The organism is Paraburkholderia sediminicola, assembly GCF_046026675.1.
GTDB classification, from domain to species: domain Bacteria; phylum Pseudomonadota; class Gammaproteobacteria; order Burkholderiales; family Burkholderiaceae; genus Paraburkholderia; species Paraburkholderia sediminicola_F.
In genome coordinates, this window is sequence record NZ_JAQQEY010000001.1 from 3,751,639 (window position 1) to 3,776,159 (window position 24,521).

A 24,521-nucleotide genomic window follows, 5' to 3' on the forward strand; every position below is an offset into this window, starting at 1 on the left:
CTGTTATTACGCGCCCGATGCAGCAGAAGCGGGTTGAGCCGTCTGCGTAGCACCGCTGGCGGCCGGCGCACCCTGAGCGGCTGCGCCGGAAGCGGGTGTGGCGGGAAGTTGCGCGGCAACGGCCTTGACGTCCTGCCCCGGATGCGCCTTGTCGGTGCCCTGGACAATCACGCGGTCGCCGGCCTTCAGGCCGCTTTCCACCACCCAGTTCGAACCGTACGTGCCCGCAGTAACGAGCTGGCGCAATTCGACCTTGTTCGCGGCATTGACGACGAGCGCGGTCGGCTGGCCCTTCTGGTCATGCGTGATACCGACTTGCGGCACGACAAGCGCGTTGTCGTTGATGCCTTCCTCGATCCTCGCGCGCACGAACATACCCGGCAGCAGCACCTTGTCCGCGTTCTTGAAGATCGCGCGCACCGTCACCGAGCCGGTGGTCTGATCGACCGTCACGTCGGTGAACTGCAGCTTGCCCTTTTCCGAATAGGTGCGGCCGTCTTCGAGAATCAGCGAGACCTTGGCGGCATCCGGACCGCTCGTCTTCAGGCGCCCTTCCTGCACTTCGCGGCGCAGCTTCAGACCGTCGAGGCTGGATTGCGTCAGATCCACGTAGACCGGGTCGAGTTGCTGAACCGTTGCCAGCAGCGTGGCGGCACTCGCTTGCACATACGCGCCCGGCGTGACTTGCGACACGCCGATCTGGCCGGTCACCGGCGAGGTCACGTCGGTGTAGCCGAGGTTGATCTGCGCCGTGTCGACCGCGGCCTTACCGGCGGCCACGTCAGCCGCCGCCTGGCCTGCAGAGGCCACCGCGTTGTCGTAGTCCTGCTTGCTGACGGCATTGGCGGCCACCAGGACCTTGAAGCGGTTGGCTTGCGCGGTGGTCGACACGAGATTGGCCTGGGCCTTCGCCAGCGTTGCCTTCGCGTTGTTCAACGTCGCGATATAGGGCGCCGGATCGATCTTGTACAGACGCTGACCGGCCTTGACCTCACCGCCTTCCGTGAATTCGCGGCGCAGCACGATGCCGTCGACCCGTGCACGCACTTGCGCGACGAGGAAGGCACTGGTGCGGCCAGGCAATTCGGTGACGACGGGCACAGCCGTCGGCTGGACGGTGACGACACCCACTTCGGGCGTTTGTTGCGGCGGGGCAGATTGTTTTGGTCCGCACGCTGCCAGCAATACGGCAGCCGTCGCGGCACTGATTAAGCGGAATGGAACCCGTTCGACGCGCATGGAGCGACCTCTGTCAAAGACTGAGAATGAAAAAGTGCGCGCATCCCTACCCCGGGGACGACAGCGCACACATGCGTCTTGCGACGCGTGACCGGAAGCCCGTGGATGCAAACCGCACCTGCAGGGGCATCCTGAGCAAAATGCGCCATACCGGGGAAATGCCGCACGGCGCCGCCCGTCGGGGCACGGCGCAAGAGCGTTTTGAAAGGCAACAGTGACGGATATTAACCGGTCGTCACGGCTTGGGCTATCCGATCGTGGGATGCTATTATATATACATCCACGAATGCATGTAAAAGTGCGTTTACTTCTTTGCAGGCGGGGGACCTGCAAGATCGCTTCGTAAATTGCTTAACAGCAGACAGATTGTCATCGAGCGTACTTAAAAGCGCCCGGGGAAACCCCACAATCAGGGCAGGTCACCACAATATGGTCAGAAGAACCAAAGAAGAGGCGCAGGAGACGCGCAACAGCATTCTCGACGCGGCCGAACGGGTTTTCTTCGAGAAGGGTGTATCGCGCACGTCGCTCGCCGACATCGCGCAGGCCGCCGGCGTCACGCGCGGCGCGATCTATTGGCATTTCGCGCACAAAAGCGATCTGTTTACCGAAATGTTCGACCGCGTGCTGCTGCCGCTGGACGAACTCAAGGCCGCCTCGCAAGACCCCAATGAGCCTGACCCGCTCGGGCGCCTGATGGAAATCTGCACGGTCTGCCTGCGCGACACCGCCAACGACCCGCGTCGCCGGCGCGTGTTCGACATCCTGTTTCTGAAGTGCGAGCTGGTCGAAGAGATGGGACCAGTGATGATCCGCTATCAGACCAATATGCGCGAAGGGCTGAAGAAGATCGAAGGCGGTCTGCGCAACGCGATCTCCAAAGGCCAACTGCCCGCCGATCTAGACACGAAGACGGCAGCGGCGATGGTCCACGCGTTCGTCAGTGGCTCGCTGCGCGACATGCTGTTCCTGCCGGATGCGACCGATTTCGGCAAGCACGGGGAGCAAATGGTCGCCGGGATGTTCGATGCGCTGCTGCTGAGTCCGGCGCTGCGCACCGGGAATCGGACGGCGCCGGCCGCCCGGTTACCCGGTCAGACTAGCTAGATACTTACGCCGCGACCCGGCGCGCCCGCGCCGTCTGATTCGACGTGTAGATATTGCCGAGTTCGAGCGGCGCCCCACCCTGCACTGTGGCAATCCACTGCGCCGTACTCGCTACCGCCGCGAAGTTCGACTGCAGGACCACGCTGAAGACCCGGTGAATCTCCTCCGCGCTCGCAAAGCCCGCGCTGTTCTCATAGGGCAGCGAGCCGGTTGCGTCGTGCAGAAATTCGACGGCAAACCCCGCGTGGTATGCGTGGTTAATCGTCGACGCATCGCAGTTGTGCGTCATGTAACCGACGACCGTCAGCGTGTCGACCTGCTGCGCGGCCAGCCAGTCGGCGAGATCGGTATCGGTAAAAGCGCTCGCCCGCGACTTCTCAATATAGTGGTCGTGCGCCCGCGCGCCCACCACCGGATGCAGTTCGGCGCCGTCGCTGCCGCGCGCGAACACCGGCGAGCTGGCCGACGAGAGATGTTGCACCACCACCACTGGCACGCCGGCGGCACGGGCCGCGTCCATCGCCCGGCCGATGTTGGCGAGCGAGGTTTGCACGTCCGGGTATTCGATCGGCAGATCGCCGGTAACGTATTCGTTCTGCACATCGATGACGATCAGCGCGCGGCGGGGTGCAGTCATGGCAAGACTCCTGTCGGTTGAGCAGTTAGGGCTCGCGCTGCACGGCCCGGGATGGGCGTTCTGCAGGCAGCGGCGATGAAGCATTGTTCGTCAGCCGCCACTTCCCCGATAGCGACCCGAATGACAATCTTCGCTAGAATCGGGCCATCGTTGGATCATCGTTGAATATCACGGGGCGATTGCGAATGACGGCTACATCCACCTCCTCTACTGCCGGGCGCGACGACGCACCCCGCCACGTCGTCGCGGTCGTCGCGTTCGACGGCATCAGCCCCTTCCATCTTTCGGTACCGTGCGTGGTATTCGGCGAGGACCGCAGCAACGGCGGCTTGCCCGATTTCGACTTTCGCGTCTGCGCTACCGAACCCGGCGCGCTGACCACCACCGCCGGTTTCTCGATCGCCATCACGCACGGGCTCGAAGCGCTCGCCGACGCAGATACGATCATCGTGCCAAGCTGGCGCGATCCGGACGAGACGCCGCCCGCCGCCCTGCTCGACGCGCTGCGCGCCGCCCATGCACGCGGCGCCCAGCTGGTCGGCCTGTGCCTGGGCGCGTTCGTGCTGGCCGCCGCCGGCATTCTCGACGACCGGCCGGCGTCGACCCACTGGGCATGGGCGGACGACTTCGCGCGCCGCTTTCCGCGCGTGCGGCTCGACCCCGACGTGCTCTATGTCGACGACGGCAACGTGCTGACCTCGGCCGGCACCGCTGCCGGCCTCGACTGCTGCCTACATGTCCTACGCAAGATGTGCGGCGCGCAGGCGGCGAACTATGTCGCGCGAAGGCTGGTGGTGCCGCCGCATCGGCAGGGTGGCCAGGCACAATTCATCCAGCAACCGGTGGCGCCGAACGTACGCGGCGACCGCCTGTCCTGTCTGCTCGATTGGGTAAGCGGGAATCTGGATGCGCCGCATACGCTCGACACGCTCGCCGAACGCGCGTTGATGAGCCGCCGCACGTTTACGCGGCGCTTCCGGCTCGCCACCGGCACGACCGTCGGTGCATGGCTGCTGGCACAGCGGCTCGGCCGCGCTCAACAATTACTGGAAAGCACGGATGAGTCCGTGGAAGCGATCGCAGGGATCGCGGGATTCGGCTCGACCGCCTCGCTACGGCAACATTTCGCGGAGGCGTTCCGCACCTCGCCATCCGCGTGGAGGCGGGAGTTCCGTGGCGTGTGAGCGCGGGTGAAACCAGCAGAGCATTCAGGTGTCACAAACGCCGCGCGGTCAACGGCGTTTCGTAGTAACCCACCAGGGTTTCGTAGTCGCGCTGACACGACAGCGATGTGCCAAGCCAGGCCGTCACTGTTCGCTAATCCAGCGCGCCACATACAACAGCAACGCCACCAGGAAAATCATCACCGCCCACGCCCAGTTAGGCACCACGTGCGGATTGTGCTCGCGATGCGAAACTCCATGCGACACACCGTGGGCCGCCCCATGCGACGCGCTCGCTGCCCGTCCGGTCAGCGCATTGCCGTGATCCACGCGCGTGCGCCGGGCAATCCCGCCGAGCGTGATCGGCCGCAGAAACACGTGCTGCCGACGCGCCGCCGAACCGCGCGCACGGTTCGGCCCTTGCCCATGTTTGGCGCGAACGACCGCGCCGAACTCGTCGAAAAAATCGTCGGCCAGTTGGTGCAACGCGTTTTCGAGTTGGCGCGTGGGCAGTTCGGCGAGCGGCCCGGACGAGGTCGCCCAGATCGTGTAGTCGATCCGCGTTCCGCGCTCCCTGCCGACGCCATGCGAGCCATCGTCCGCGCGCAATCTCACTTCGATCTGTCCGCGCAACGAGCCGATGCCCTCGGCTCGCGCCTTGAAGTTGATGGTGCGGCGTTGCGCGTCCGCCGGTCCGGAATCCTGGCCGGCTACGTGGGCGCGCGCTTCGTAACGCGCGCGCAACGGCCCGAGCGGCACGGTCATGGTGAGTGCATATTCGCCGTGGCCGAGCCGCGTGAACGACTCGCAGTTGTCGAGGCTGGCACGCAACAGGGCGAGGTCCTGCAACGCGTCCCAAACGTCGGACGGCGCAAGCGGAATCCGTAACGCGTCGTTCAGTTCCATGGCAGCCTCCCCGATGAACGCGCGACAGCCGGTCAGGACGTCTGATCGATGCGGTCGACGCGCGATGCGTAAAACGCGAGATACCCTTTTATCTGTAGCGCCGGTTCAAGCGGCGTCTCATAGCTCCAGATGGCGTTTTCGATCAGACCGTCTTCGGTGCGCAGATGATAGTACGAAGCATCGCCCTTGAACGGGCAGTGCGATGTATGAGCGGAGCGTTCGAGGCGCGCCATATTGACGTCGCCGCGCGGAAAATAAAACACGTCCGGCAGGCCGGTTTCGGCGAGTGTCAGGCCGGCCTGGGTATCGGCCATCGTCACGCCGCCGTGAATCACACGCACCCGATGGTTGTTGCCGCTGATGGCGATGGTGTGCCCGCCCGTGCTCGCGCCGGGGACGGGGCTTCCGTGAGGCGTCAAGGCATCGCTCATGTCTCGGCTCCGTGATGGGATGTAACCCGGGATGCAACTCGGTATGCGGTCCTGCAACAAAAAAGCCACGGGGTGCGCCCGTGGCTTCATTATCGGCCAAACTTCAGCCGATTGCGCGGCCTTCCTGAATGCTGCCGGGGCGTGTTGTCCGGCGCCGCTCAGAGAAGCAAGCCGCTTATTGGGTATTCCAGTAGAACGCCGCCTTGGCAGTGCCCTTGGCGGGAATCGTCACCGCCTTGGTCTGATCGTTATCCTTGTATTGCGCGTGCACGGTGTAGCGGCCCGGGCGCAGCCTGACCAGCATGTACGGCCCACGCGAGGTAGCGGTCAGCACGTTGCCATCGTGCGCATCGACGATTCGCACGTGGATGTCGGCGAGAAAATCAGAGCCGGGGCCGGTGAAGCGCATCGACAGCGGCCACTCGCTTTGCGCGTGCTGCAGTGCTTTCGATTCGTCGAGACCGACGCCGCCCGACACGAACGAGACGTCGCCCTGCTGCTGGATTTGCGGCAGGCCACCACCGTTGGCGTTGCCCGCGCTGCTTTCGTCGGTGGTCGTACCGCCCGTTACGTCACTCGCCTGCGCATAAGCGCCGCCCGCCAGACCGAGCGTGAGCGCTGCGCAGACGGCGGCGGCTACGATCCTTCGCTGATTGCGTTGGGTTTTCATCGGTTCGCTCCTTCTTAAGGTCCTTGTCATCCGGAATCCCTCGGAGGGTCCAGATCAAGGCAGACGCAACCTGCGTGCCCGCCATCAGTTCGCGTCGTATGGAAACCGCTGCTGCGCCACGCCATGCGGCGCAGAGCGCCCTGCTTTACAGCTTTGATGCAGCTTTGAGTCAAGCTTTGAAACAGGTGAAAAAATGCCGGTCCGTACGCAGTAAGTGCAAGGACCGGCAAGCGTTACTTCAATGCGTTCAATTTCTGGTTAGCCGAGATCGACCGGCACGAAGATTTGCGCATTATCCCGCTGGATCAGCAACGCGATGCTGTTGCCCGCGCCAGCGATCATCTGCTTCAACTGATCGACGCTCGTGACTGGCCGGCCATTGACCGCCAGAATCACGTCGCCCGGCTGGATGCCGGCGTTTTCAGCCGCGCCGCCCGATTGCTGCACCAGCAAACCGTGCGACACCGACGCGCCGCTCTTCTCTTCCGGCGTCAGCGGCCGCACCGCCACGCCGAGACGGCCTTGCAACTGGGTCGGCTGATCGGCCTTGTCCGAGGCCACCTTGGCATCCGACAGTGAACCGATCGTCACCTTCAGGTCCTTGGTGGCCTTGTCGCGCCACACCTGCACCGTAGCCGAACTGCCCGGCGCCAGACCCGCGACCTGCGACGGCAGATCCGACGAGTCGCTGACCGGCTCGCCATTCACGGACAGAATCACGTCGCCCGGTTGCAGACCACCCTTGGCGGCCGGGCCGCCCGGATCGACCGAACTGACGAGCGCACCTTGCGGCTTCTGCATGCCGAACGAATCGGCCAGCGTCTGGTTCATGCCCTGCACCGCAACGCCGAGACGTCCGCGACTCACATGGCCGGTCTTGACGATGTCGTCCTTGACCTTGATCGCCTCATTGATTGGGATCGCGAACGAAAGGCCCTGGAATCCGCCCGTCTGCGAATAGATCATCGAGTTGATGCCGATCACTTCGCCTTGCAGATTGAACAGCGGGCCGCCCGAGTTACCCGGGTTCACCGGCACGTCGGTCTGGATAAACGGCGTGTAGTTCTCGTTCGGCAGCGAGCGCGACTTCGCGCTGATGATGCCCGAGGTCACCGTGTTGTCGAAACCGTAAGGCGAGCCGATCGCGACCACCCACTGGCCGACCTTGCTCTGACGCGGATCGCCGATCTTCACGGTCGGCAGACTGCTCGCGTCGATCTTCAGCACGGCGACGTCGGACTGCTTGTCGGCGCCGACCACTTTTGCCCTGAATTCACGCTTGTCGGTAAGCTTCACGGTGACGACGTTCGCGCCGTCCACCACGTGGGCGTTGGTCAGGATGTAGCCGTCACTGCTGACGATGAATCCCGAGCCGAGGCTCGCGCTCGGCTGATCGGGCGCATCGCCGCCGTCGCCGCCTTGCATGCCCGGCATGCCGCCGAAGAAGTGCTTGTAGAACTGGTAGAAGGGATCGCTCGGATCGATCGGCAACTGGTTGCCGCCGTTGGCGCCATTACCGCCATTACCGCCGTTACCGCGCAATGCCGTCTGCTTGACCACGTGCTTCGCGCTGATGTTGACCACCGCCGGGCCGTAGGTTTCGACCAGACCCGAGAAATCGGGGATGCCGGTTTTTGCCGCGGCTTCAGCAGGCATCATCGCGGCCTGCGCCGGCGTGATCACCTGCGGCGCGGGCACGTCGCGATGCCCCGCCACATAGCCGGCGGAGAGCGCCACGGCGACAGCCACTGCAACAGCGCTGCGGGACAAGGTTTTCGCGTTCATCGTGTACTCCTGACTGGGAGAAAGAGGCTTTGGAATGAGATGAAGCGTACGTGGCATCGCTTAAAAGAGTCTTAAGCAGCGCCAGATCGCTTCAAGCCCATTGCCGAGGCTTGTTTAAGCCTCGCTTAAGCCACGTTCAAACCACGTTCGAGTCACTTTACGAACAGAAAGTCTCACCCTCAGAAGCGCACATCGACCTGCAAACCACCCGCCTCCGATTCGTCGAGCTTCACCGCCGCATGGTGTTGCGTGGCGATGCGGCGCACGATCGCGAGGCCGAGGCCGCTGCCCGCCACATCGGTGCGCACACGGTTCGCACTGGCGCCGGCCCGGTAGAAGCGATCGAACACGCGCTCGCGTTCGGCCGGCTCGATGCCCGGCCCGCTATCGGCAATCCGCACCACCGGATGCCCCTCCTCCACATGCAGACTGACGTCGACACGGCCGCCTTGCGGCGTGTATTTGGTTGCGTTATCAACGAGGTTGTTGAACATGACCCGCAGCGCATCGGCGTCGCCGGTCACCGTGGCGGGTTCGCTCGCCTCGATGCCGAGATCGACGCCGCGATTCTGTGCAAGCGGCGCGTACGCAACCACACAGTCCTGCAGCAGCGCGCGCAAATCGATCGCGTTCGTCGCGGCGACGCCGTCCGGCTCCGAACGCGCGAGCGCCAGCAATTGCTCGGCAAGACGCGTGGCGCGCGTGACGCCCGCCTGCAGATCGGTCAGCGCTTCGCTGCGCGCGGCATCGTCTTTTGCGCGGGCCACCAGTTGCGACTGGATCTGGACGGCGGCAAGCGGTGTGCGCAATTCGTGCGCGGCATCGGCAACGAATGCTTTCTGAATATCGAGCGCAGTGGCGAGCCGTTCGAGCAGGCCGTTCAACGCGCGCACGAGCGGCTGCACTTCGAGCGGCAGACGCTGATCGGGCAAGGGATCGAGCGCCTCGGGGTGACGCGCGTCGAGCGCGCTGGTCACGCGCCGCAACGGCCGCAGCCCGCGTCCGACGACGACCCACACCGCCACGCCCAATAGCGGCAGCAGCACGATCAACGGCCACAAAGTCCGCAACGCCACATTCGCCGCCAGCCGGTTACGCACCGAAACCGGTTGCGCCAGTTGCACGACGTTATCGCCGACGATCGCACCGTACACACGCCAATCGCCGCGTTCCGTGTGCTCGGTCGAAAAACCGAGTTCGGCGCGCGGCGCGAGCGGCGCACGCGGGCGCGAGTAGTACATCAACACGCCGTTGCGATTCCAGATTTGCAGCACGATGCCTTCGTCGCCGGTGTCGCGCGAACCGAGCACCTGGGAGAACGGTTCCGACGGCAGCGCCGCGGCGATCTGCTCCAACTGGTAATCGAACAGTTCGTTGGCTTCAGCAAGCGCTTGCCGGTAAATCAGCCAACCCGCAATGCCGACGCCAAGCAACACGAGCGCCAGCAGCCAGAACAACAATTGACGGCGAATCGAACGCATCGGCTCAGGCGTCCTTGGCGATCATGTAGCCAAGACCGCGCACGTTGCGGATCAGGTCCGCGCCTAGCTTCTTGCGCAGGGCGTGGATGTAGACCTCGACCGTGTTGCTGCCTATTTCCTCGCCCCAGCCGTACATTTTTTCTTCGAGCTGGCTCTTTGAAAGCACCGCGCCAGGCCGCGCGATCAACGCTTCGAGCAGAGCGAATTCACGTGCCGACAACGCGACCGGCGCGCCGTCGAGCGTGACCTGATGCGAGGCCGGATCGAGTGTCAGATTGCCGTGGCGAATCGTCGAATCGCTGCGGCCCGATTGGCGGCGGATCAGCGCGCGCATGCGGGCGCCGAGTTCGTCGAGATCGAAAGGTTTGACGAGGTAGTCGTCCGCGCCGGCGTCGAGACCTTTGACGCGATCGGCAACCGCGTCGCGCGCGGTGACGATCAGCACCGGAATGGCCTGGCCTTTGGCGCGCAACGTGCGCAGCACGTCGAGCCCGTCGCGTTTGGGCAGGCCGAGATCGAGCAGCACCAGATCGTAAGGTTGGCTGGCCGCCGCGCTGAGCGCCGCTTCGCCGTCTTCCACCCAGTCGACCGCGAAGCCTTCACCGCGTAGCGCCTTGCGTACACCTTCGGCGATCATCCGGTCGTCTTCGACAAGCAATATGCGCATGGTTGGTACGGTCCCGAAACATTTGATGATGCCGCATTCTAGCGCCCAGCCCTCACGTGCGCGCCACGCGATGCTTTTTCACCGCAGCGTGGCGGCATGTCTCTACAATGGGCGCTTTGCGTCGCGCCGCGGTTTTTCGCGCGTTACGCGACGCTTCGACACTCTCTGGATTGCCGCGCGCCACCGCGCCCCGAAATCTTGCTTCTTCGCCTGTCCATGACGCACGCTTTTTTGCCCGCTTTTTTGCACTCACTCGCACGCCGTGTAGCGCTGCGTCCGCTGTCTTCTCCTGTTGCTGACTGTATGCCTCGCCGGTTCGCACCGCGCTCGGCGGCCTTGCTGCTTACCTGCGCCGCGCTCGGCTGCGGCGGCGCGGCGTTGCCGCTTACCGCGCAGGCGCGCGTCAAGGCCACGCATCCAAGCGTTAACGTTACGACGGTGTTGCCGCAGCCGGTGATGCTCGGCCTGCAGCGCGCGCACGTGCCCTTGTCGTCGATCAGCGTGGTGGTCGAGAAAGTGGGCGACCGCACGCCGATCCTCGCCTTGAACGCCGGCAAGCCGATGATGCCCGCCTCGACGATGAAACTCGTCACCACCTACTCCGGCCTGTCGATCCTCGGCCCGGAGTATCGCTGGCGAACGAGCGCCTACGCGGACGGCACGCTCGATGCCAACGGCGTGCTGCACGGCAATCTGTACATTCAGGGCACGGGCGATCCGAAACTCGTTCCCGAAGAACTGATCGACCTCGTGCAAAAGATCCACAAGGCGGGTATCACCGGCATCGACGGCGCGCTGGTGCTCGACAAGCGCTATTTCGACGCCTCCACGCGCGACCTGCCGCCGTTCGACGACGACACCACTGCGCCGTACAACGTCGGCCCCGATCCGCTGCTGTACGCCTTCAAATCGCTGTCGTTCACGCTGACGCCTTCGCCCGACGGCAGCGTCACCATCGACGTGCTGCCCGCGCTCTCGCAGCTACAGATCGACAATCAGATGCACGCCGTCAACGGCCCGTGCCGCGGCGACGCCGCCGCCGTCTCGCCCACCGTCACGCCGCAGCCGAACGGCACCGTGGTGGCGTCGTTCGACGGCGATTACTCGGTGCGCTGCGGTCCGCGCACGATCAACGTCGCGGTGCTCGATCACTCCGCGTTCTTCGCGGGCGGGTTCCTGGCCCTGTGGCAGCAAACTGGCGGCACGTTCAGCGGCGCGACCCGCGAAGGCCCGGTGCCGGTCGGCGCGCGCCTCGTCGCCACTCACCAGGGGCCGATGCTGTCCGACATCGTGCGCGACATCAACAAGTTCAGTAACAACACCATGGCGCGCAACCTGTTCCTGACAATCGGCGCAACGGAAGAAAAAGCGCCCGCCACGCCCGCGAAATCGGCGCGCGCCATCGAGGACTTTCTGCGCCGCGACAGCGTCGACATGCAATACCTGACGCTCGACAACGGCTCGGGCCTGTCGCGCGACGAGCACGTTACCGCGCTCTCGCTCGCCGATCTGCTGCAGCGGGCCAATGCGAGCCCGGTCGCTCAGGTGTTCGTGGAGTCGCTGCCGATTGCGGGCGTCGACGGCACGATGCGCAACCGCTTGACCAACCAGGGCGCGGGCGGCAACGCGCACATCAAGACCGGCACCCTGCGAGACGTGCGGGCGATCGCCGGTTACGTAGCCTCAGCGGACGGCAACAGCTACGTGGTGGTGAGCCTGATCAACGACCCGCATTCTGAGGCCGCGCGCGCCGCGCACGACGCCTTGCTCGAATGGGTGTATCAGGGACCCTCCCAGGGATTCACGAAGGTCTCCGACCCCGTCGCCGAACCGCGCGGCAGCAAGCCCAGGAAAAACCCGCACAAGCGCGGCACCCATTGAGGATTCCTTCTATAGAACCCACGCGCCGCAATGCGCCCAAGCGTGTACGCTGTCGGGCAGTGTTTGAGGCGCGCGTAAAACGTTATGCGTAGCGCACGAGCCACGCAGCCGTTACGAAAGCGTGGCCCAATCAAACGATAACGACAACGTCCGCTGCGGCAAGCGCAGCGGCAAGGGACCACGGAGGAAGACACGATGCAATTCGATGCCGAATTGCTGCTGCTCGCCATGGCGCCAGTCTTTCTCGCATGCATTGGCTGGGAGGCGTGGCACCTGCGGCGTACGCGCCCCGGCGCGCAGCTCTATAGCTGGCGCGACACGTTCTGCAACGCCGCGCTCGCGCTGATGCAGCAAGCCGCCGACAAGCTCGCGTGGCTCGTGATCATCCCCGTCTATGCATTTTTCTACGATCACTATCGCGTCTATACGTGGCAGGCGAGCTGGGTGTCGTTCGTCGTGCTGTTCGTCGCTCAGGATCTGCTCTATTACTGGTTTCACCGGTGCAGCCACCGCGTGCGCTGGCTGTGGGCCGCGCATGTCGTGCATCACTCGTCGGAGCGGATGAATTTCTCGACCGCATTCCGCCAGAGCCTGATGTATCCGATTGCCGGCATGTGGCTGTTCTGGATTCCGCTCGCCGTGTTCGGCTTTCCGCCGAAGCAGATCGTCGCGATCGTGCTGATCAATCTCGGCTTCCAGTTTTTTGTGCACACGCAGGCGATCGGCAAACTCGGCTGGCTCGAATACGTGCTCAACACGCCGTCGATTCACCGCGTGCATCACGCACGCAACGACCGCTATATCGACCGCAACTATGCCGGCGTGCTGGTGATCTGGGATCGCCTGTTCGGCAGCTACGTCGAGGAATACCCGCACGATGCGCCGGTGTACGGCATCGTCGAACCGCTTCACACCTATAACCCGTTGAGGGCGACGTTTCATGAATGGGCGTCGATGGCCGCCGATTTCGTGAGCGTGCAAGGCTGGCGCAACAAGTTGCGCGCGCTGTTCGCACCGCCCGCATGGGCCGCGGAATATCATGCGCGCCGCGCCGCCGGTGCAGGTGCCGCCGCCACGGCTTCCAGCGGCGCTACGAGCATTGAAGATAACCATACGGCCGCGTTTCAAACACCGCGCAGGCCGTAGAAGATTCTGTAAGCTGTCGTCATGCCGCCGACGCGGTGGGCGCTGCCTGCAATACATGGCATAAGGGCCACACATACGAGGAGATGTAGTCAACATGAAACAAACAGCATCGAAGAAACGCAATTTCGTCCGCGTCACGCAGATCGCCATTGCCAGTGCGGCGTTTGCACTGCTCGCGGCTTGCGGCGGCGGCAGCGATAACAACAACAGCTCAGGCAGCAGCACGCCGGCAGGCGGCGTGAAACTGCAGGTCGTTTCGTTTGGCGACAGCTTGTCGGATGTCGGCACGTACGCGCCGGTGATTCAGTCGAGTTTCGGCGGCGGCCGCTTCACGACGAACCCAGGTGAAGTCTGGACCCAGAAGGTCGCGGAGTACTACGGCGGCACGTTGACCGCCGCGTATGTGGGCGGCTTCGGTCAACCGCTGGTTGCGACGGGCGGGTTCGGCTACGCGCAAGGCGGCTCGGACGTCGTCAACGCCCAAGGCGAAGGTTGGGCACCGAACAACGCGGCGGCAACGACCGTGCCGGTGGTGACCCAGGTGGCGAACTACCTGGGCGCGCATACGAGCTTCAACTCGAACCAGCTCGTGCTGGTGAACGGCGGCGCGAACGACATCTTCCAGTTCTCGACCACCGCCAATCTGACGGCGCTCGCCACCGCGCTGCAGACGCAATACCCGCTGCTCGTGCAGGCCGGCAAACTGCCGAACTCGCAGGCGGGCCAGGTACAGTTCATCGCCGGCTACCTGCAGCAGCTGGCCACCCCCCAGATCGCGACGGCCGCCACGCAGCTCGCCGCGCAAATCCAGACCATCGTCAACTCAGGTGCGACCCACGTGGTGGTGTCGACGGTGCCGGACATCGGCAATACGCCGCAAGGCGTTCAGGCCAACGCAGCCGCGCCTGGCACGGCTGCACTCCTGTCGGGGATTACCGCGGCGTATAACGGCATCCTGGTCCAGAGCCTGACGGCCCTCGGCCTGCTGGGCACGGGCAAGGTCATCGTAGCCGATGCGTTCACGTGGATTGATCAGCAGTTGCCGAACTACCAGGCGCTGGGCTTCACGGTTTCCAACACCGGTACGGCGTGTAACCTGACGTCGATGGTGACCAACGCAACCGCGTACGCCACCGCCAATCCGAGCGCAACGAACGGGCTGACCCCGGCCCAGTACGGCGCCCAGTTCGGCTCGTCGTTGTTCTGCTCACCGCAGACTTACACGGTGGCCGGCGCTGACCAGACCTATATGTTCGCGGATCTGGTCCATCCGAGCACGCACTTGCACGCCTTGTTCGCGCAGTACGTTCAGCAGCAGATCGCGGCCACCGGCTTGGGGAAATAAGTTGAGGATTGCCGCGTAGCGGCAGCAGGATGCGAGTTCTGTGAACGCCCGGCTTGCTGGTCAAGCCGGGCGTTTTTTTATCGTCTGCGCGGCGCGTCGGATCAGGTGCCTGCGGCGTTAGCGCGATGTGATTTGCTTGCCTACGCGGCGCTCGATATCTATTCGCCTGCTGCGTGCAACCTTAGCCCACGCAGGCAAGAAGATCAAACCTCAACCTTGCGCTTCAAAAGCCGCAGCGGCCCTGCCCAGCCGATCGTTCACAGCGATCCACTCGATCGTGTCCGGCAACTTTTCGATGAGAATCCGGCTCACATCCGCGCGATCGAGTGCCCTTAGCAGACCATACAACTCGCGCGCATAAACGTGCGGATCTTCAGGCGCGGCAATGAAATGCACGCCCTCGGCATGAGCCCACTCCCCTGCGCGGGAAGCACGCGCCACCAAGGCCACGCGTTCATCGCCCTGGCGCGCCGCGAGCAAAATCTGCAACGCATCAAAAGGTAGCAACATCAACGGCGTGCGCGGTGCATAGTGCGCCTTCAACGTCCCCGAAGCGCGCGGTGCCGTTGCATCCGAACCGTCGGGCAGGCGTGGCGCCTCGCCGAGCACGTCGGCGATATCCTGCGGCGTTACGCGCCCTGGCCTTAGCAGCGCCGGAAATCCGCGCGACAAATCCAGAATCGTCGATTCGATCCCAACGTCAGATGCGCCGCCGTCCAGCACGTGAATCGCGCTGCCAAACTCGTCGCGAACATGTTGCGCTGTCGTTGGGCTCACATGACCAAAACGATTCGCCGACGGCGCAGCCACGCCGCCATGTCCGCCGCGCAATGCACTGAACGCTTCGAGCAAAGCCTGAGCAACGGGATGTGACGGGCAGCGCAAACCGACTGAATCCTGGCCACCGCTCACGGCTGCGTTGATCCGCTCGGCACGCTTCAGGATCAACGTGAGCGGCCCCGGCCAGAACGCATCGATCAAACGCTGCGCTTCCGCCGGCAAATGCTCGACCCAGTAGTTCGGATCGCCCTGCGGCGCCAGATGCACGATCACCGGATGATTCGCCGGCCTGCCCTTCGCCGCATAAATACGCGCGACCGCGTCCGGACTTTCGGCGTCGCCGCCGAGTCCGTAGACCGTCTCCGTGGGGAACGCGACGAGGCCGCCCGCGTCGAGCAGCGCGGCAGCGTGTTCGATCTGCTCGGCGCTCACAGGCAAGGCGCTTGCGGCGCCCCCTTCGGCAGGTTTGCTTTGATCCGGCATGGTGCTCGCGTCAGCTCGTCATGATATGCAGGAGCCGCGCGCAATCGCGCGCCGACGTGCGGGCTTCTTCGAGTGTCGCGGCCGTGAAGTTCACGTGACCCATCTTGCGGCCGCAACGTGCTTCTTCCTTGCCGTACAGGTGCAAACGCGCCGCCGGCATGGCAGCGACTTCGTGCCACGGCGGCGTGACCGCCGCGCCCTTCGGGCCGCTTGGGAACCAGACGTCGCCGAGGATGTTCAGCATCACCGCCGGCGAATGCTGACGCGTATCGCCGAGCGGCATGCCGGTCATGGCGCGGACCTGCTGTTCGAACTGACTGGTCGCGCAGGCGTCGACGGTGTAATGGCCGGAGTTATGCGGACGCGGCGCCATTTCGTTGGCGACCAGCGACCCGTCTTCGAGAATGAAGAACTCGACGCACAACACGCCGACATAGCCGAGCTTGTCCGCGATTTGCAGCGCGGCCTGCTGTGCTTGCTGGACCAGCGTCGGACTTGCATCCGGCGCGGGCACGATGGTGTGCGACAGCACGCCGTCGCGATGCGTATTCTGCGCCAGCGGATACACCACCGACGCGCCACTCGCCGCGCGCGCGATCAGCGCGGACACTTCGAACTTCAGCGGCAAGCGCTTTTCCAGCACGCACGGGACGCCCGCGAGCGACGCATGCGCCTCGCGGACTTCCTCGGCGTTGCGCACGCGGATTTGACCTTTGCCGTCGTAGCCCATGCGTGCAGTCTTCAGAATGCCAGGCAGCACGGCTTCGAGCTTCGCGTCGTCGAGCGCGGCCAGCGCGTCCGACGATTCGATCACCACGTGCGGCGCCACGGTCACGCCTGACGACGCGATAAAACGCTTCTCGGCAATCCGGTCCTGAGCCACAGCGACGCAGCGGCCGGCCGGGCTCACGAAGGTGGTTTTCGCCATGAAATCGAGGCTCGCCGCCGGCACGTTCTCGAATTCGGTCGACACCGCCGCGCACAACCGCGCGAGTTCGGTAAGCGACGCTTCGTCGTCGTAAGCCGCGCGGATGTGGCGGTCGGCAACCGCGCCCGCAGGACTGGTTTCGTCCGGGTCGAGCACGGCAACGCGATAGCCCATTGCCTGAGCGGCAAAACAGAACATGCGGCCGAGCTGGCCGCCACCGACCATGCCAAGCCATGCGCCGGGCAGAATCGGTGAAACCGGTGTGTTGTCTGGGTTCATCTTAGTGGTCGGTCGCGGCCGAGCGCTGCATTCATTCAATAGCAGCACGCGGCCGGGGGTCTGACAGGGAGACGTCTAAAAGCAATCAGCCTTGGCGTTTACAGCGCCGGCAGCACCATTGCATGGGCCGCTTCGTTCTGGCGCACACGGAACGCAGCCAGCTTTTCCGCATACTCGGCGCTCGTGCCGCTCAGAATCGACACCGCGAACAACGCCGCATTCGCCGCGCCCGCTTCGCCGATTGCAAACGTGGCGACCGGCACGCCTTTGGGCATCTGCACGATCGAATGCAACGAATCGACGCCCTTCAGATACTTGCTCGCCACCGGCACGCCAAGCACCGGCACGGTGGTCTTGGCGGCCAGCATGCCCGGCAGATGCGCCGCGCCGCCTGCACCCGCGATGATCGCGCGTATGCCGCGCTCGCGCGCGCTCTCGGCATACGCAAACATCTCGTCGGGCATCCGGTGCGCGGACACGACTTTGGCCTCATACGGCACGCCGAATTCTTGCAGAATCGCGACGGCGTTCTTCATCACTTCCCAGTCGGAACTGGAACCCATCAGCACACCGACGACCGGCGCGCCATGCGTATGGGCGGTTTGAGCTTCACTCATGTTACGGCTTCCTTGTTTCTTGAGAGCGCCCCCTACCTGTCGCTTCGCGCCAGGCCCCCCGAGGGGGTGAGAAACTTGGGGCGGCCCGGCGTTTTCTCACGCGGTGCAGATGTAACCAGGTAAGCGTACTTAAGCGAGCTTGTGTCCGGTCAGGCGTTCGAGCGCTTCCTGGTACTTCTCGCCCGTCTTCGTGACCACGTCGTCCGGCAGCTTCGGTGCGGGCGGCTCTTTCTTCCACGGTTGGGTTTCGAGCCAGTCGCGCACGAACTGCTTGTCGAACGACGGCGGGTTGGTGCCAACCTGGTACTGGTCAGCCGGCCAGAAACGCGACGAATCGGCGGTCAGCGCCTCATCCATCAGATACAGCTGGCCATGGTTGTCCAGACCGAATTCGAACTTCGTATCCGCGATGATGATGCCGCGCGTTGCAGCATAGTCAGCGGCTTCCTTGTACAGCTTGATCGAGATGTCGCGGATCGTGGCCGACAGTTCGGTGCCGATGCGGCGTTCCATCTCGTTGTAGGTGATGTTCTCGTCGTGATGGCCCATTTCGGCCTTGGCTGCCGGCGTGAAAATCGGCTCAGGCAGTTTTTGTGCGTTTTGCAGGCCCGGCGGCAGTTCTACGCCGCACACCGAACCGGTTGCCTGATAGTCTTTCCAGCCGCTGCCGGCCAGATAGCCACGCACCACCGCTTCGACGAGGATCGGCTCGAGGCGTTTCACTACCACTGCACGGCCCTTGACCTGCTCGACTTCGTCAGCCGCCACCACGGACTCGGGCGCCACGCCCGTGAGGTGATTCGGCACCACGTGCTTCAGTTTCTCGAACCAGAAGTTCGCCATTTCGTTGAGCACGCGGCCCTTATTCGGAATCGGCTCGCCCATGATGACGTCGAACGCCGACAGACGGTCGGTCGTGACAATCAGCAACTGGTCGTTGCCCACCGCATAGTTGTCGCGGACTTTACCGCGGCCGAGCAGCGGCAGCGAGTGGAGCGTGGATTCGTAAAGGGTAGACATCGTCGTGGTTCGCTAAAAGTGGGGCAAAAAGTGTGACCGGAACAAAAGGGAAACGCCGTTCCCCGGATGATGCGGGAACGGCGATCGAACGACAACCTGGCCTTTCGGCCAGGTGTAGAGCTTGGTTATAGCTTAGCGGACGACTTGCGCGAGCTCGCCCGATTTGTACTTCTCCGCGATTTTATCAAGCGAAACCGGCTTGATCTTGCCGGCCTGGCCTTCGCAGCCGAATTGCGTGAAGCGCTCGAGACAGATCTTCATCGCGGCTTCGCGCGCCGGCTTCAGGTAGTCGCGCGGATCGAACTTGCCCGGATTGGTCGCCATGTAGCGGCGGATCGCACCGGTGATCGCCAGACGCAGGTCGGTGTCGATATTGACCTTGCGCACGCCGTTCCTGATACCTTCCTGAATCTCTGAAACCGGCACGCCGTAGGTTTCCTTCATGTCGCCGCCGAATTCGCGGATTTCCGCGAGCAGTTCCTGCGGCACCGACGACGAACCGTGCATCACCAGGTGCGTATTCGGAATGCGCTGGTGAATTTCCTTGATGCGCTGGATCGACAGGATGTCGCCCGTGGGCTTCTTGCTGAACTTGTACGCGCCGTGCGACGTACCGATTGCGATCGCCAGCGCGTCGCATTGCGTCAGCTTGACGAAGTCGGCAGCCTGCTCCGGGTCGGTCAGCAGTTGCTCGCGGGTCATCGTGCCTTCCGCGCCGTGGCCGTCTTCCTTGTCGCCCTTCATGGTTTCCAGCGAACCGAGCACGCCCAGCTCCGCTTCCACCGTGATGCCGATCGAGTGCGCCGCTTCAACCACCTTGCGCGAGACTTCGACATTGTATTCGTACGAAGCGACCGTCTTGCCGTCGGCTTCGAGCGAACCGTCCATCATCACGCTAGTGAAACCGCTGCGGATCGCCGCCATACAGACCGCCGGCGACTGGCCGTGATCCTGGTGCATCACAACCGGAATATGCGGGTACGACTCGACCGCGGCTTCGATCAGGTGGCGCAGGAACGGCTCGCCCGCGTACTTACGCGCGCCGGCCGACGCCTGCATGATGACCGGGGCGTTGACCTTGTCGGCCGCGGCCATGATCGCCTGCACCTGCTCCAGGTTGTTCACGTTGAATGCCGGAATGCCATAACCGTTTTCGGCGGCATGGTCCAGCAGTTGACGCATTGATACGAGAGGCATGCTTAACTCCTTAGATTGAAACGAATTCTGTGCCGTCGGCATCTTTTGGGGCGATTTTATCGCGAAGCAAGCTGCATACCCGTTCACCCATTCCCTAAAGCGCGTCACCTGCGGACCTTTACCGCACGCGCGATTGGAGTCTGTGCGCCGCCTCTCGCGGGGCATGACAGCCTGCTTCGCTCAATCAAGCCTGCGTGCCGATCGAGCAGTCTTCGGTCTACACCAAATCAATACGGCTCACCGACGCGTACGATCTTCAGCGTATTCGTACCGCCTGCCTGGCCCATCGGCTCGCCGACGGTCAGCACCACCATGTCGCCGCGGGATGCGTAGCCCTTCCCGACCACGGTTTCCAGCGCCTGCTGCAACGCGGTGTCGCGGTCGGTGCTGGTGTCCAGATGCAGCGACGTGACGTTGCGGTAGATCGCCATTGCCCGTTCGCTGCCGACGCGCGGCGTAAGAGCGAAAATCGGCACGTGCGTCCAGTGACGCGACATCCAGAGCGCGGTCGAACCCGATTCGGTCAACGCAACGATCGCCTTCGCGCCCAGGTGGAACGCCGTGAACAGCGCGCCCATGGCGATGGACTGGTCGATTCGCGTAAACGTGCGGTCGAGGAAATCCTTGTCCAGCTCCGACTGCTCCGACTTCTCGGCTTCGAGGCAGATCGCCGCCATCGTCTCGATGGTCTGCACCGGGTACTTGCCCGCTGCGGATTCGGCCGACAGCATCACCGCGTCCGTACCGTCCAGCACCGCGTTGGCGACGTCCGACACTTCGGCGCGGGTCGGCACCGGCGCATAGATCATCGATTCCATCATCTGGGTCGCGGTGATCACGAACTTGTTCGATTCGCGGGCCATACGAATCATGCGCTTTTGCAGCGCAGGAACTGCGGCATTGCCCACTTCCACGGCCAAATCGCCCCGCGCGACCATGATGCCGTCCGATGCGTCGAGGATGCCTTGCAGGGCCGGAATCGCTTCCGCCCGCTCGATCTTCGCGATCATCTTCGGCTTGATGCCGTACGGCGCACCCGCGATGTTCGCGAGCTGGCGGGCCATTTCCATGTCAGTGGCGTTCTTGGGGAACGATACCGCGACGAAATCCACACCGAGCGACATCGCCGTGCGGATGTCTTCCATATCTTTGGCCGTCAGGGCCGGCGCCGTCAGGCCGCCGCCCTGACGATTGATGCCCTTGTTGTTCGACAGATCGCCGCCGATCTTCACGGTGGTGTGGATCTCGCTGCCGAGCACGCGCACAACGTCCAGCACGATCAGGCCGTCGTTGAGCAACAGCACGTCGCCCGGTTTCAGGTCGCGCGGCAGGTCCTTGTAGTCGAGCCCGACGCGATCGTCGTTGCCGAGTTCGCACTCGGCGTCGAGGATGAAGGCGTTGCCGGGAACGAGCGTGGTCTTGCCGTTTTCGAATTTGCCGACCCGAATCTTCGGACCTTGCAGGTCAGCCATGATGGCAACTTCACGGCCGGCCTGACGGGCCGCCTCGCGCACGAATTCGGCGCGCTGGCGGTGGTCGTCGGCGGTGCCGTGCGAGAAATTGAGCCGCACCACGTCGGCTCCTGCCTGAATCATTTGCAGCAGGATTTCCGGCGTACTGGAAGCCGGTCCGATGGTAGCGACAATCTTGGTGGCGCGATGCATGAGTCTCCTCGTCTGGGTGGGATCGCTGGAATGAGCGCTGCGAGTCGGATGCGGAGGCTGCGCACCGAAGGGTGCTGCTGGGGGCTGCGCGCCGGTTGAAACCAGCGTCGCTTTATGGGGTGAAGCGGTGTTCGACACCGGCACGGGGAGTGCCGTTGGGGGTGCGAGCGCAACCTCGCCGTGCGGGAGTTCTGCCGGCGAGTGGGCGGCTTGTCCGGTGGACAATTCCGCTGCCTCGCTGCCAGTGGTCAACTCCGCGAGCGCGAGGGACGACTCGGATTCCTGCTGCTGCGGGGCCGCGGCTTCAGCCACGGCCGTTGTGGCGGCGGAGCGCGCTTCGCGCTCCCCTGCCGTTGCTGCTGCGGTGTTGCGCGGCTTGCCGGTAGGCTGGCTGCCGCGCGCTTTTGCAGACTTCGCTGAGGGGGAGCGCGTCACCACGTTAAGCCCGCGATTCCAGAACTGCGACAGCGGGTAGTGTCTTGCCCTCAAGGAATTCGAGGAAGGCGCCGCCGCCCGTCGAGATGTAGCTGACCTTGTCGTGGATGCCGTACTTGGCAATCGCCGCGAGCGTATCGCCGCCGCCTGCAATCGAGAACGCCGGCGATTTGGCGATCGCGTCAGCCAGCGTCTTCGTACCGTTGCCGAACTGGTCGAATTCGAACACGCCGACCGGACCGTTCCACACGATCGTGCCGGCTTTTTCCAGTTGTGCGGCGAGCACCTTGGCGGTTTCCGGTCCGATGTCGAGGATCATGTCGTCGTCTTCTACATCGGCGACAGCTTTCACTTCAGCCTTGGCGGTCGGCGAAAACTCTTTCGCCGTCACCACGTCGGTCGGGATCGGCACCGAGGCGCCGCGGGCTTTCGCTGCGTCGATGATGACCTTGGCTTCGGCGACCAGATCGGCTTCGGCGAGCGACTTGCCGATCTTCAGGCCGGCCGCCAGCATGAACGTATTGGCGATGCCGCCGCCGACGATCAGCTGATCGACCTTGTCGGCCAGCGACTTCAGAATGGTCAGCTTGGTGGACACCTTCGAGCCGGCGACGATCGCCACCAACGGACGCTTCGGCGCGCCCAGCGCCTTACCGAGCGCTTCGAGCTCTGCGGCCAGCAGCGGGCCGGCGCAAGCGATCGGCGCGTATTTGGCGATGCCGTGCGTAGTGGCTTCCGCGCGGTGCGCGGTGCCGAATGCGTCGTTCACGTAGATGTCGCAGAGCTTCGCCATTTTCTGCGCGAGCTCGTCGGAATCCTTCTTTTCACCCTTGTTGACGCGGCAGTTTTCCAGCAGCACGACCTGGCCCGGCGCGACGTTCACGCCGTTTTCGACCCAGTTGGCGACCAGCGGCACGTCACGGCCAAGCAGTTCGGCCAGGCGTTTCGCGACCGGCGCGAGCGAATCTTCCGGCTTGAACTCGCCTTCGGTCGGGCGTCCCAGGTGCGACGTGACCATCACGGCGGCGCCTGCGTCCAGTGCGGCCTTGATGGCCGGCACGGAGGCACGGATGCGGGTGTCTTCGGTGATGGTGCCTTGATCGTCCTGCGGCACGTTCAGATCGGCGCGGATGAACACGCGTTTGCCGGACAGCTTGCCTTCGGCGATCAGATCGGAGAGACGCAATACCTTGTTCATGGGCGTGTATGTGCGAGTTGATGGAAGGCGGTGGCGGACGACACGCTGGGCCTCAAGCGCGGCAAACTCCAGCGCTTCAGCACGGCAGCGGCTCCACTGAGTCGGGCGCCGGCGGCAAAGCCGCGGCTGTCGCGCCATGCAGCGGCGCGCTTATCCCGGAAACAGCCATTTTAACTGATCCACACAGCCTTCTGACCCGCAACCAGGCGAATGTCCCGTATTTGAAGAATGCACCCCGCATGTCGCGGCGCAGCATTTTCGAGTAAATCAATTACATGAAGAGGCGCAAGAGCGTGAACACGGCCATTCCCACCACAATCGTGCCAAGCATGGTGCGCCGCCACATAAACCACGCCAGACCGGATAGCGTCGCGTAAAACTCGTGGTTCGAGGGCGCGAACGAGAGCCCCTCCGGCGTCGCCAGCACATCGGGCAGCACGACGGCGGCAAGCGCCGCGGCCGGCGCATAGCGCAGCATCCGCTGCACGCGCGCCGGCAAAACCGTGCGCTCGCCGCCGATTAGGAACATCGCGCGTGTCACCGCGGTGACGAAGGTCATGCCGATAATGGCCAGCCAGATCTGTGTGGATGTCATTGGGAATCTCCGGCGCTGTTGCGGATGCGGCGCAAGTCGGCGCGCTCGACCATCAGGTCGGCAGCGCTGCCCGCGACAATTGCCGCAATCACCGCGAGCGGCAGCGCGAGCCGGTACGGCAGATCGAAAGCGAGCAGCGACACCAGGCCTGCGATGCTGACCGCGACCAGCGTGGAGCGCGTGGCGATCGCCGACACCATGATGGGCAGCAGCGCCAGCGTACCTGCCAGCGCGAGGCCCCAGTTGTCCGGAATCAGGCTCGCCAGCAGAATGCCGACGATCGACGAGACCTGCCACGACAACCAGCTGCACACCGCCATGCCCCAGAAGTACGCCTCTTTGCCCGGCACGTAACCGGTCTGGAAGCTCTTCTTCTGGAACAACAGATAGATCACGTCGCCGTTGAAGTAGCCGAGGACAATGCGCCGCCACATCGGCAGATAGGAAAAATGCGGCGCGAGACCAGCGCTGAAGATAACGAAACGCGTATTGACCATCGCGGCGGTGAGCAGCACGGTCCAGATCGGCAGCTTGGCGGCCAGCAACGGCAGCACCGCCAGTTGCGACGATCCGGCGTAGCAGAGCAGCGACATGGTGAGCGCCTGCGGCAGCGTGAGCACGGACTTGCTCATGGCGATGCCGGTGACGAGGCCCCAGGAGAAGATCGCCATCAGCGTGGGCGAATAGTCACGCGCGCCCTCACGAAAGGAACGGCGATCGGTATCTGACAAGCGAGCGAGCATGAGGCGAAACGCGGGCGCCAAGCGGCGGCGCAACGAAGGGAGGTCGGCGCCAGGTCGTCAAGCACCCGCTGGCGCATCCGGATGAATTATGCGTGCGCCGAATTATAGCGCCCGGCATGCGGCC

Annotated in this window: 22 protein-coding genes; 5 read left to right on the plus strand and 17 right to left on the minus strand. The window is 63.9% G+C overall.

The window, feature by feature from the left end:
- Positions 1 to 6: 6 nt before the first annotated feature.
- Entirely contained in the window at positions 7 to 1,239 is a 1,233-nt protein-coding gene (locus PQQ86_RS16305) for an efflux RND transporter periplasmic adaptor subunit (protein ID WP_408268620.1), read from the minus strand.
- Positions 1,240 to 1,668: 429 nt separating this feature from the next.
- Between PQQ86_RS16305 and PQQ86_RS16310 the strand changes: the two genes are divergently transcribed.
- Complete coding sequence (locus PQQ86_RS16310) at positions 1,669 to 2,346, plus strand: TetR family transcriptional regulator (RefSeq protein ID WP_054034385.1); 678 nt, start codon at positions 1,669 to 1,671, stop codon at positions 2,344 to 2,346.
- A gap of 4 nt (positions 2,347 to 2,350) precedes the next feature.
- Here PQQ86_RS16310 and PQQ86_RS16315 read toward each other — a convergent pair whose 3' ends face one another.
- Positions 2,351 to 2,983, minus strand: a complete 633-nt coding sequence (locus PQQ86_RS16315) for a cysteine hydrolase family protein (RefSeq protein WP_408268623.1) — start codon at positions 2,981 to 2,983, stop codon at positions 2,351 to 2,353.
- A 185-nt stretch (positions 2,984 to 3,168) separates the two neighbouring features.
- Here PQQ86_RS16315 and PQQ86_RS16320 point away from each other — a divergent pair, with 185 nt between their 5' ends.
- On the plus strand, positions 3,169 to 4,167 hold the full coding sequence (locus PQQ86_RS16320; RefSeq protein ID WP_408268626.1) for a helix-turn-helix domain-containing protein: 999 nt from the start codon (positions 3,169 to 3,171) through the stop codon (positions 4,165 to 4,167).
- A gap of 123 nt (positions 4,168 to 4,290) precedes the next feature.
- Here PQQ86_RS16320 and PQQ86_RS16325 read toward each other — a convergent pair whose 3' ends face one another.
- The 6 genes from PQQ86_RS16325 to PQQ86_RS16350 all read right to left on the minus strand — a co-directional run bounded on the left by PQQ86_RS16325 (position 4,291) and on the right by PQQ86_RS16350 (position 10,086).
- Positions 4,291 to 5,052, minus strand: coding sequence for an SRPBCC family protein (locus tag PQQ86_RS16325; RefSeq protein ID WP_408268628.1), 762 nt, complete (start codon positions 5,050 to 5,052; stop codon positions 4,291 to 4,293).
- Positions 5,053 to 5,084: 32 nt separating this feature from the next.
- Positions 5,085 to 5,483 (minus strand): DUF427 domain-containing protein, encoded by a 399-nt coding sequence (locus tag PQQ86_RS16330; protein WP_408268631.1) that lies wholly within the window; start codon positions 5,481 to 5,483, stop codon positions 5,085 to 5,087.
- Positions 5,484 to 5,658: 175 nt separating this feature from the next.
- A complete protein-coding gene (locus PQQ86_RS16335; RefSeq protein WP_408268633.1) occupies positions 5,659 to 6,153 on the minus strand; it encodes a carboxypeptidase regulatory-like domain-containing protein in 495 nt (164 codons plus the stop codon).
- A 258-nt stretch (positions 6,154 to 6,411) separates the two neighbouring features.
- Positions 6,412 to 7,938, minus strand: coding sequence for a DegQ family serine endoprotease (locus PQQ86_RS16340; RefSeq protein ID WP_408268636.1), 1,527 nt, complete (start codon positions 7,936 to 7,938; stop codon positions 6,412 to 6,414).
- Between the two features lie 179 nt (positions 7,939 to 8,117).
- Entirely contained in the window at positions 8,118 to 9,419 is a 1,302-nt protein-coding gene (locus tag PQQ86_RS16345) for an ATP-binding protein (protein ID WP_408268638.1), read from the minus strand.
- Between the two features lie 4 nt (positions 9,420 to 9,423).
- Positions 9,424 to 10,086 (minus strand): response regulator, encoded by a 663-nt coding sequence (locus tag PQQ86_RS16350; protein WP_054034404.1) that lies wholly within the window; start codon positions 10,084 to 10,086, stop codon positions 9,424 to 9,426.
- Positions 10,087 to 10,302: 216 nt separating this feature from the next.
- Between PQQ86_RS16350 and dacB the strand changes: the two genes are divergently transcribed.
- The 3 genes from dacB (at position 10,303) to PQQ86_RS16365 (ending at position 14,458) form a co-directional block, all read left to right on the plus strand.
- A complete protein-coding gene (gene dacB / locus PQQ86_RS16355; protein WP_459252427.1) occupies positions 10,303 to 11,967 on the plus strand; it encodes a D-alanyl-D-alanine carboxypeptidase/D-alanyl-D-alanine endopeptidase in 1,665 nt (554 codons plus the stop codon).
- A gap of 195 nt (positions 11,968 to 12,162) precedes the next feature.
- Positions 12,163 to 13,113, plus strand: a complete 951-nt coding sequence (locus PQQ86_RS16360) for a sterol desaturase family protein (RefSeq protein WP_408268644.1) — start codon at positions 12,163 to 12,165, stop codon at positions 13,111 to 13,113.
- 94 nt (positions 13,114 to 13,207) lie between these two features.
- Positions 13,208 to 14,458 carry an SGNH/GDSL hydrolase family protein gene (locus PQQ86_RS16365; protein WP_408268647.1) on the plus strand — a complete coding sequence of 417 codons (1,251 nt, stop codon included), beginning with the start codon at positions 13,208 to 13,210 and terminating at the stop codon, positions 14,456 to 14,458.
- Positions 14,459 to 14,668: 210 nt separating this feature from the next.
- Here the strand turns inward: PQQ86_RS16365 and PQQ86_RS16370 are convergent, their stop codons facing one another.
- The 9 genes from PQQ86_RS16370 to PQQ86_RS16410 form a co-directional block, all read right to left on the minus strand.
- Positions 14,669 to 15,721: an L-threonylcarbamoyladenylate synthase gene (locus PQQ86_RS16370; protein WP_408268650.1), complete on the minus strand. Its 1,053-nt coding sequence runs from the start codon at positions 15,719 to 15,721 to the stop codon at positions 14,669 to 14,671.
- Positions 15,722 to 15,731: 10 nt separating this feature from the next.
- Entirely contained in the window at positions 15,732 to 16,928 is a 1,197-nt protein-coding gene (locus PQQ86_RS16375) for a 5-(carboxyamino)imidazole ribonucleotide synthase (RefSeq protein ID WP_408268653.1), read from the minus strand.
- A 98-nt stretch (positions 16,929 to 17,026) separates the two neighbouring features.
- Positions 17,027 to 17,545: a 5-(carboxyamino)imidazole ribonucleotide mutase gene (gene purE / locus PQQ86_RS16380; protein ID WP_029968172.1), complete on the minus strand. Its 519-nt coding sequence runs from the start codon at positions 17,543 to 17,545 to the stop codon at positions 17,027 to 17,029.
- 129 nt (positions 17,546 to 17,674) lie between these two features.
- Positions 17,675 to 18,565: a phosphoribosylaminoimidazolesuccinocarboxamide synthase gene (locus PQQ86_RS16385; protein WP_028196245.1), complete on the minus strand. Its 891-nt coding sequence runs from the start codon at positions 18,563 to 18,565 to the stop codon at positions 17,675 to 17,677.
- Between the two features lie 132 nt (positions 18,566 to 18,697).
- The gene (gene fba / locus PQQ86_RS16390; protein WP_154558670.1) at positions 18,698 to 19,762 is read right to left on the minus strand and encodes a class II fructose-bisphosphate aldolase; all 1,065 of its coding nucleotides are present in this window, start codon (positions 19,760 to 19,762) and stop codon (positions 18,698 to 18,700) included.
- A gap of 227 nt (positions 19,763 to 19,989) precedes the next feature.
- The gene (gene pyk / locus PQQ86_RS16395) at positions 19,990 to 21,426 is read right to left on the minus strand and encodes a pyruvate kinase (protein ID WP_408270318.1); all 1,437 of its coding nucleotides are present in this window, start codon (positions 21,424 to 21,426) and stop codon (positions 19,990 to 19,992) included.
- Positions 21,427 to 21,865: 439 nt separating this feature from the next.
- Positions 21,866 to 23,059 carry a phosphoglycerate kinase gene (locus PQQ86_RS16400; RefSeq protein ID WP_408268658.1) on the minus strand — a complete coding sequence of 398 codons (1,194 nt, stop codon included), beginning with the start codon at positions 23,057 to 23,059 and terminating at the stop codon, positions 21,866 to 21,868.
- 271 nt (positions 23,060 to 23,330) lie between these two features.
- Positions 23,331 to 23,654, minus strand: coding sequence for an AzlD domain-containing protein (locus PQQ86_RS16405; RefSeq protein ID WP_408268661.1), 324 nt, complete (start codon positions 23,652 to 23,654; stop codon positions 23,331 to 23,333).
- Entirely contained in the window at positions 23,651 to 24,397 is a 747-nt protein-coding gene (locus tag PQQ86_RS16410) for an AzlC family ABC transporter permease (RefSeq protein ID WP_154558674.1), read from the minus strand. Before PQQ86_RS16410 ends, PQQ86_RS16405 begins: the two co-directional genes overlap by 4 nt.
- Positions 24,398 to 24,521 lie beyond the last annotated feature (124 nt).